Genomic DNA, 7,420 nt, shown 5'->3' on the forward strand with positions numbered 1-7,420 from the left:
GGTCAGGCGGCCGAGGCCAGCGCCGCGCGGCCCGCGACGGTCACCCTGGCGGCCTCGGCGACGCGGCGGCCGAGGTGCTCGGCGGTCCCGAGGTCGCCCTTGTGGACGCCTTCGGGACCCGCGTCCACGTTGGTCTGCGCACCGGCGCCGAGGTAGAAGCCGAGCCGGTTGAGTCGTACTCAAAACCGGTCGCGTTGTTCCAGCCGGAGTGCGCGCCGAGGCTCACCCAGGTCATGCCGTGCTGGGCGGCGAGCAGGGAGAGGAGGGCCGCGCGCCGGCTCGCCGCCGAGCGCGGCATCCCGCTCGTCGCGGGCACGGTCGGAAACCCGGACGCCGACTGGATCGACACCCGTTTCGCCTGGCTGCGCCAGCGGGAGATCTCCGACACGGGCGTCGTCCTCGTCCGCCCGGACCGCTTCATCGGCTTCCGCGCGGCGGGCGCGGCGAAGGACCCGTACGCTGTCCTGGCGGAGGCGCTGGGCCGGGTCCTCGCGACCGGAGCGGCCACCCCGTCCGCCGTGCCGCCACTCCCGTAGGAGGGATGCGAGCGGTTACGGCCGTACGGTACGGGGCCCCGCCACCTCCGCTCCCAACGCCGTGACACGGTCGCGCAGTTCACGGTCGGCCGTGATCACCAGCGTCGGGCCCGGCGTCCGTTCGACCTCCGCCACGATCCGGTCGTCCCCGCTGCCGGACGCGGCCACGACCCGTACCCCCTCGATCGCCGTCACACCCCGCGCGGCGCCCTCGACGACGAGCACCACGTCGAGCGGCGCCGGCCAGCCGGGCAAGCCCTCGCTCCCGTACCGCGCGAGCGAGTCCCGAAGCCGCTCGGCGGCCCCCTTCCGGTCCTTCCACCAGCCGTCCGGCACCGAGCCGACGACATTGGCGGCGTCCACGACGAGTGTGCGCTGTGCGTTCATGGGGTCATCATCGCGCGGTGGGGACGGCGCGCGGCCCCTTCCGTCCCGGCTCCTATGATGGGCGCTGCTCGGGGCCGTGACGGCCCGGGGAGGCCGGCGGTCCGGTCAGGAGAAGGAAAGGGTGGGCCGATGGCCAGAACAGCACCTGGGGACGGAGCTCTCGCACGGCCGGACAAGGCGTCCGCGCCCGGCGTGGGCCCCATACGCGTACCGGCGGGCCGTTGGCTCGTACGGGGGACGGACGGGCGGCTCACCGCCTTCGCCTTCACCCCGAAAGGTGTGGTGCGCTGGACCGAGGAGCGTCGCGGAGGTGCCACCTGGACCGGACCCGATCTCTTCCCGGTCGCGGGCCTGGACCATCTCACCGTGGCGCAGGGCGCCAATGGTTACGCGCACCTGGTGGGGCGGCGGGTGCAGAAGAAGAAGGACGGGACCGAGGCCGTGGACATCGTCCACGCGGTCCAGTACCAGACCGGCCGCACGCTCGGCACCTTCCGTCCCGCGGGTACCCCCTACCCCAAGAACCCCGAACGCCGTCTCGGCGCCCCGGCGGTGGCCATCGACGACGGCGGCTTCGTACACGTGGTGGTGCTCAACCCGTACGGAGGGCTGAACCTGCGCCGCGAGGACAAGACGGGCAAGTGGGAGGCGTGGAAGGACATCAAGGGCAGGAAGCTCTTCGATCCCCCCGCCATGGTGGCCACGTCCACCGGGAGCGTCGAGGTCTTCGCCGCGGGCGGTCAGCCCGCCTACCACTGGGTGCGTGAAAAGCCGCACGGCGCCTTCGACCGCCGCCCCGACGTCCCGCTTTCCGTGCGTCCGGGGAGTCTCATCGGTCTGGAGACCTCGCCGGGCCAGGTCACGTGGTACTGGACGGACCCCGAGCGCGGCACCATCGTGGCGCACCGTATGGGCGGTTGGCTCATACCCATCGGCGGCGCTCCCGACGAGGGACAGCCCGCGGTGCTGCGTGCGGAGGTCGACGGCCGCGACTGCACCGTTCTCGCGCACCGGGACGCGGCCGGGGGTGTGCTGACCACCGCGTACCCCTGCGAGGACGAGCAGTCCGGGGTGTGGTGGGCCCCCACCGGGCTCACCGGTACCGGCGCTCCCGCACTCGCGGTGGATGGCGCGGGGCGGGTCGTCGTAGGCGTCTTCGGCGTGGACGGGCGGCTGCGGTTGGCCCGTCAGGCGCCGGGGCCCGGGCTGGCGATGGGGCCCGTGCTGACGGTGTGAGGGGCGAACGGGGAAGGGCCGGCCCTGAGGGAACCGGCCCCTTCCCCGTATCACCGAGGAGGGTTCAGCCCCCCGACGCCGGCGACTTCTTCGCCGACTCCGGAATGTCCACGTCGTTGCGGATCGCCTTCCACAACTGCGTGACCTGCGGCTCGGCCGGGACGACGCGGTTGGGGTCCTGCTTGTCGTAGGCGACCGGCATCATGATCGTCTCCATCGTGTTCGGATCGATGCCGCGCATGCTCCGGGCGAACTTGGCGAGGGACGTGAGCGAGGCGAGGTCCTCGTCCGTGGTGAGCGCCTTGGTCGCGGAGTTCGCCATCTTGATGGCCTTGGTGGGGCTGCCGAGGAGGTCCTGGTTCTTCACCTCGCTCAGCAGCGCCAGCAGGAACTGCTGCTGGAGACCGATGCGGCCGAGGTCGCTGCCGTCGCCGTGGCCGTAGCGGGTGCGGACGAACTTGAGCGAGTCGGTGCCGTCGAGCTTGTGCGTGCCCTTCGGCAGGTCGAAACCGCTCTTCGAGTCGTGGATGTCCTCGTCCGTCGTCACGGTGACGCCGCCGATGGCGTCCACGAGCCCCTTGAACCCGGCGAAGTCCACCTCGACGAGGTGGTCGACACGCACGTCCGACATCTTCTCGACGGTCTTGACGACGCAGGCGGGCCCGGCGAGCGAGTACACCGAGTTGAACATGACGCGGTGCGCGGCCGGGAGCGTCCCGCCGTCGTGCTTCTCGCACTCGGGCCGGTCCACGAGCGTGTCGCGCGGAATGCTCACCGCGACCGCCTTCTGCCGCCCCTCGGGGATGTGCACGAGCAGCGCGGTGTCCGAACGGGCCCCGCTCACGTTCCCCGCGTCGAGCTTGCCGTTGTCCCCGGAACGCGAATCGGAGCCGAGGACCAGCAGATTGGTGGCGTCCCCGGCGGCGACGGCCTTCTTCGGGCGCGTGGCCTCGTCGAGCTGCTTGCTCAGGTCCACGCCCTTGAGATTGCCGTTCAGGTGCTCGTAGTACCACCAGCCGGTACCACCGGCACCGAGCACGACGACCACGAGACCGAGGAGGACCCAGCGGCCGACGTGGCGCTTTCCGCCCTTCCGGCGGCCCTTGCGGCGGGATTCCGCGCGCGGGGTGGCCGGGGGGCCCGGCGGCGTGTCGTCGTAGCTCATCCTGCTCCAGTCGGGTCTTCGGCGAAAGGTCGCTGTGGGGTGGCGACAAGTGCGCTGCGGGGGACTGGAGTGGGGTGCCGGTCCGCGCGTGGCCTAGAACTATAAGCCACCCATCGAAGAGATGTACGAGGAGCGGTTGTTGGTTCCCGGGCGACCCGAGGACCACGCACCGGCGGGGCCGCACAGGGCGGGCCGCCCCGGGAGAACCCCGGGGCGGCCCGCCCTGTGTCCCCTGTTTCCGCCCGCTCAGGCCGCCGGGACCGAGGCCACGCCCTCCGCCAGGAAGCGCTTGCCCGTGACGCGTTCGGTGATGCCGGCGCGGTCCAGGTACGGGGTGATGCCGCCCAGGTGGAAGGGCCAGCCCGCACCCGTGATGAGGCACAGGTCGATGTCCTGCGGCTCGGCGACGACGCCCTCGGCGAGCATGAGGGAGATCTCCTCGGCCACCGCGTCGAGCACGCGGTCGCGCGCCTGCTCCTCCGTCAGGACCTTGTCGCCCTGCTTCAGGAGCGCCGCGACCTCGGGGTCCAGCTCCGGCTTGCCGGAGTCGTACACGTAGAAGCCGCGCTTGCCCGCCTCGACGACCGCCTTGAGGTTCGGCGAGACCGTGAAGCGCTCGGGGAAGGCGCCGTGCAGCGTCTCGGAGACGTGCAGGCCGATCGCCGGGCCGACCAGCTCCAGGAGCACGAGCGGCGACATCGGCAGGCCGAGCGGCTCGACGGCCTTCTCGGCGACGGCGACCGGGGTGCCCTCGTCGATGACGTTCTGGATCTCGCCCATGAAGCGGGTCAGGATGCGGTTCACGACGAACGCCGGGGCGTCCTTGACGAGCACCGCGCTCTTCTTCAGCTTCTTCGCCACGGCGAAGGCCGTCGCGAGCGAGGCGTCGTCCGTGGCCTCGCCGCGCACGATCTCCAGGAGCGGCAGCACCGCGACCGGGTTGAAGAAGTGGAAGCCGACGACCCGCTCGGGGTGCCGGAGCTTCGAGGCCATCTCGCTCACCGAGAGCGAGGACGTGTTCGTCGCGAGGATCGCGCCCTCGGGCACGACCGCCTCGACCTCGGCGAAGACCTGCTGCTTGACGCCGATCTCCTCGAAGACCGCCTCGATCACGAATTCCGCGTCCGCGAAGCCCTCGGCCTTGTCGAGGACACCGCTGACCAGGCCCTTCAGGCGGTTCGCCTTGTCCTGGTTGACGCGGCCCTTGGCGAGCAGCTTGTCGATCTCGGCGTGCACGTAGCCGACGCCCTTGTCGACGCGCGCCTGGTCGATGTCGGTCAGCACGACCGGCACTTCGAGGCGGCGTACGAACAGCAGCGCGAGCTGCGAGGCCATGAGCCCGGCGCCGACGACGCCGACCTTGTTGACCGGGCGCGCGAGCGACTTGTCGGGCGCGCCCGCCGGGCGCTTCGCGCGCCGCTGCACGAGGTCGAAGGCGTAGAGGCCGCTGCGCAGTTCGCCGCTCATGATGAGGTCGGCGAGCGCCTCGTCCTCGGCGTCGAAACCGGCCTGGAGGTCGCCGTTCTTCGCCGCCGCGATGATGTCGAGGGCGCGGTACGCGGCCGGGGCGGCGCCGTGCACCTTGCCGTCCGCGAGGAAGCGGCCCGTCGCGACGGCCTGGTCCCAGGCCTCGCCGCGGTCCACCTCGGGGCGCTCGACGGTGATCTCGCCCTTGAGGACGGCCGCCGTCCACAGCAGCGACTGCTCCAGGAAGTCCGCGCCCTCGAAGATCGCGTCCGCGAGGCCGAGTTCGAAGACCTGCTTGCCCTTGAGCTGCCGGTTCTGGTTGAGCGAGTTCTCGATGACGACCTTGACGGCCTTCTCGGCGCCGATCAGGTTCGGCAGCAGGGTGCAGCCGCCCCAGCCGGGGACGAGGCCGAGGAAGACCTCGGGCAACGAGAACGCGGGCAGCGCGGCCGACACCGTGCGGTACGCGCAGTGCAGACCGACCTCGACGCCACCGCCCATCGCCGCGCCGTTGTAGTACGCGAACGTCGGCACGGCGAGGTGCGCGAGGCGCTTGAAGACCTCGTGCCCCCCGTGCCCGATCGCGAGCGCGTCCTCGCGCCGCTTGAGCAGCCCGACGCCCTTGAGGTCGGCGCCGACCGCGAAGATGAACGGCTTGCCCGTGATGCCGATGCCGACGATCTGCCCTTCGGCGGCCTCCTGCTCGACCTGGTCGATCGCGGCGCTCAGGTTGGCGAGCGAGGCGGGGCCGAAGGTCGTCGGCTTCGTGTGGTCGAGGCCGTTGTCCAGCGTGATGAGCGCGAAGCGGCCCGCGCCGGGGAGGTCGAGGTGGCGCACGTGCGCCTGCGTGACGACCTCGTCGGGGAAGAGCGCGGCGGCTTCCCGCAGCAGCTCGGTGGTGGTGCTCACTTGCCCTCCCAGTGGGGGTTCTCCCAGATCACGGTGGCGCCCATGCCGAAGCCGACGCACATCGTGGTGATGCCGTACCGCACCTCGGGCTGCTCCTCGAACTGCCGCGCCAGCTGGGTCATCAGCCGGACGCCGGAGGAGGCGAGCGGGTGGCCGTAGGCGATCGCGCCGCCGTACTGGTTGACGCGCGGGTCGTCGTCGGCGATGCCGTAGTGGTCGAGGAAGGCGAGGACCTGGACGGCGAACGCCTCGTTGATCTCGAAGAGACCGATGTCGGAGATCGACAGGCCCGCCTTGGCGAGCGCCTTTTCCGTCGCGGGGATCGGCCCGTAGCCCATGACCTCCGGCTCGACGCCCGCGAAGGCGTACGAGACGAGGCGCATCTTGACCGGCAGGCCGTTCTCGCGCGCGAAGTCCTCGGAGGCGATGATCGACGCGGTCGCACCGTCGTTGAGACCCGCGGCGTTGCCCGCGGTGACGCGGCCGTGCGCGCGGAAGGGGGTCTTCAGGCCCGCGAGCTGCTCGATCGTCGTGCCCGGACGCATCGGCTCGTCGGCCGTCGCGAGGCCCCAGCCCGTCTCCCCGCCCTCGGGCGAGGTGCGGCGGATCGAGATCGGCACCAGGTCGGCCTGGATCTTGCCGTTCGCGTACGCCTTCGCCGCCTTCTCCTGCGAGCGCACGGCGTACTCGTCGGCGCGCTCCTTGGTCAGGTGCGGGAAGCGGTCGTGCAGGTTCTCCGCCGTCATGCCCATGAAGAGCGCCGATTCGTCGACGAGCTTCTCGGAGACGAAGCGCGGGTTCGGGTCGACGCCCTCGCCCATCGGGTGGCGGCCCATGTGCTCGACGCCACCGGCGATGACGGCGTCGTACGCGCCGAAGGCGATCGAACCGGCGGTCGTCGTGACGGCCGTGAGCGCGCCCGCGCACATGCGGTCGATCGAGTAGCCGGGCACCGACTGGGGCAGCCCGGCGAGAATCCCCGCGGTGCGGCCGAGGGTCAGGCCCTGGTCGCCGATCTGCGTCGTCGCGGCGATCGCGACCTCGTCGATCTTCGCCGGGTCCAGGTCCGGGTTGCGGCGCAGCAGCTCCCGGATGGCCTTCACGACGAGATCGTCGGCGCGCGTCTCGTGGTACATGCCCTTGGGGCCCGCTTTGCCGAACGGGGTGCGGACGCCGTCGACGAAGACGACGTCCCGGATGGTACGAGGCACGTTGGCTCTCCTCCAGGGTGCGGGACGGAACTGCCACGCGGCACGGCGGGGCGTGTCGCTCCCGGTCATGCTACTCGCGAGTAACCGTAAGTGGCACCCCCGCGGGGCGGAGCGGCGTAGGTCACAGGCGGACGGGGGCCATGGGGTGCCGCCTCGTGGAGCGGCAACGGCTCGCCGGGTCCCGCCGCGCCCACCCGTCCCGCCCGTTGCGGGACGCCTGCCCGCAGCGGGGGAGAGGATGTGTAGGGGGCTCAGGCCGCGTGGGCCTGGAGAGCCCGGGTGAGGACCGGGGTTACGTGTTCGATCTGCCAGCGCCTTGCCCCGTAGCCGCGGAGCGCTTCCGCCACCGCGTCCGGGTCGGGCGATGCCGGCGGTTCCCAGCACACGCGGCGCACGGTGTCCGGCGTGATCAGGTTCTCCTGCGGCAGGTGCAGGTGCTCCGCGAGCGTGTTGACCCCGGCCCGCGCGGCGGAGAGACGGGCCGCGGCCTCCGGGTCGCGGTCGGCCCA

General features: G+C 71.8%; 5 protein-coding genes and 2 pseudogenes. 1 reads left to right on the top strand and 6 read right to left on the bottom strand.

Annotated elements, in window-relative coordinates:
• Window positions 1-2: 2 nt before the first annotated feature.
• Together G3I42_RS38110 and G3I42_RS34400 are read right to left on the bottom strand one after the other, a co-directional pair.
• Window positions 3-256 (bottom strand): annotated as a pseudogene (locus tag G3I42_RS38110) (NADPH-dependent FMN reductase); the annotation flags it as partial.
• A 295-nt stretch (window positions 257-551) separates the two neighbouring features.
• A complete protein-coding gene (locus G3I42_RS34400) occupies window positions 552-923 on the bottom strand; it encodes an NYN domain-containing protein (protein WP_164291581.1) in 372 nt (123 codons plus the stop codon).
• A gap of 192 nt (window positions 924-1,115) precedes the next feature.
• Here G3I42_RS34400 and G3I42_RS34405 point away from each other — a divergent pair, with 192 nt between their 5' ends.
• The gene (locus G3I42_RS34405; RefSeq protein WP_164291582.1) at window positions 1,116-2,159 is read left to right on the top strand and encodes a hypothetical protein; all 1,044 of its coding nucleotides are present in this window, start codon (window positions 1,116-1,118) and stop codon (window positions 2,157-2,159) included.
• A gap of 64 nt (window positions 2,160-2,223) precedes the next feature.
• Here the strand turns inward: G3I42_RS34405 and G3I42_RS34410 are convergent, their stop codons facing one another.
• The 4 genes and pseudogenes from G3I42_RS34410 to G3I42_RS34425 all read right to left on the bottom strand — a co-directional run.
• Window positions 2,224-3,324, bottom strand: a complete 1,101-nt coding sequence (locus G3I42_RS34410; RefSeq protein WP_164291583.1) for an LCP family protein — start codon at window positions 3,322-3,324, stop codon at window positions 2,224-2,226.
• 246 nt (window positions 3,325-3,570) lie between these two features.
• The gene (locus G3I42_RS34415; RefSeq protein ID WP_164291584.1) at window positions 3,571-5,700 is read right to left on the bottom strand and encodes a 3-hydroxyacyl-CoA dehydrogenase NAD-binding domain-containing protein; all 2,130 of its coding nucleotides are present in this window, start codon (window positions 5,698-5,700) and stop codon (window positions 3,571-3,573) included.
• A complete protein-coding gene (locus G3I42_RS34420) occupies window positions 5,697-6,911 on the bottom strand; it encodes an acetyl-CoA C-acyltransferase (protein WP_164291585.1) in 1,215 nt (404 codons plus the stop codon). Before G3I42_RS34420 ends, G3I42_RS34415 begins: the two co-directional genes overlap by 4 nt.
• Window positions 6,912-7,162: 251 nt before the next feature.
• Window positions 7,163-7,420 (bottom strand): annotated as a pseudogene (locus tag G3I42_RS34425) (ribonuclease D); the annotation flags it as partial.

The sequence above is a fragment of the Streptomyces sp. SID11385 genome, from assembly GCF_010548245.1.
Classification (GTDB): Bacteria; Actinomycetota; Actinomycetes; order Streptomycetales; family Streptomycetaceae; genus Streptomyces.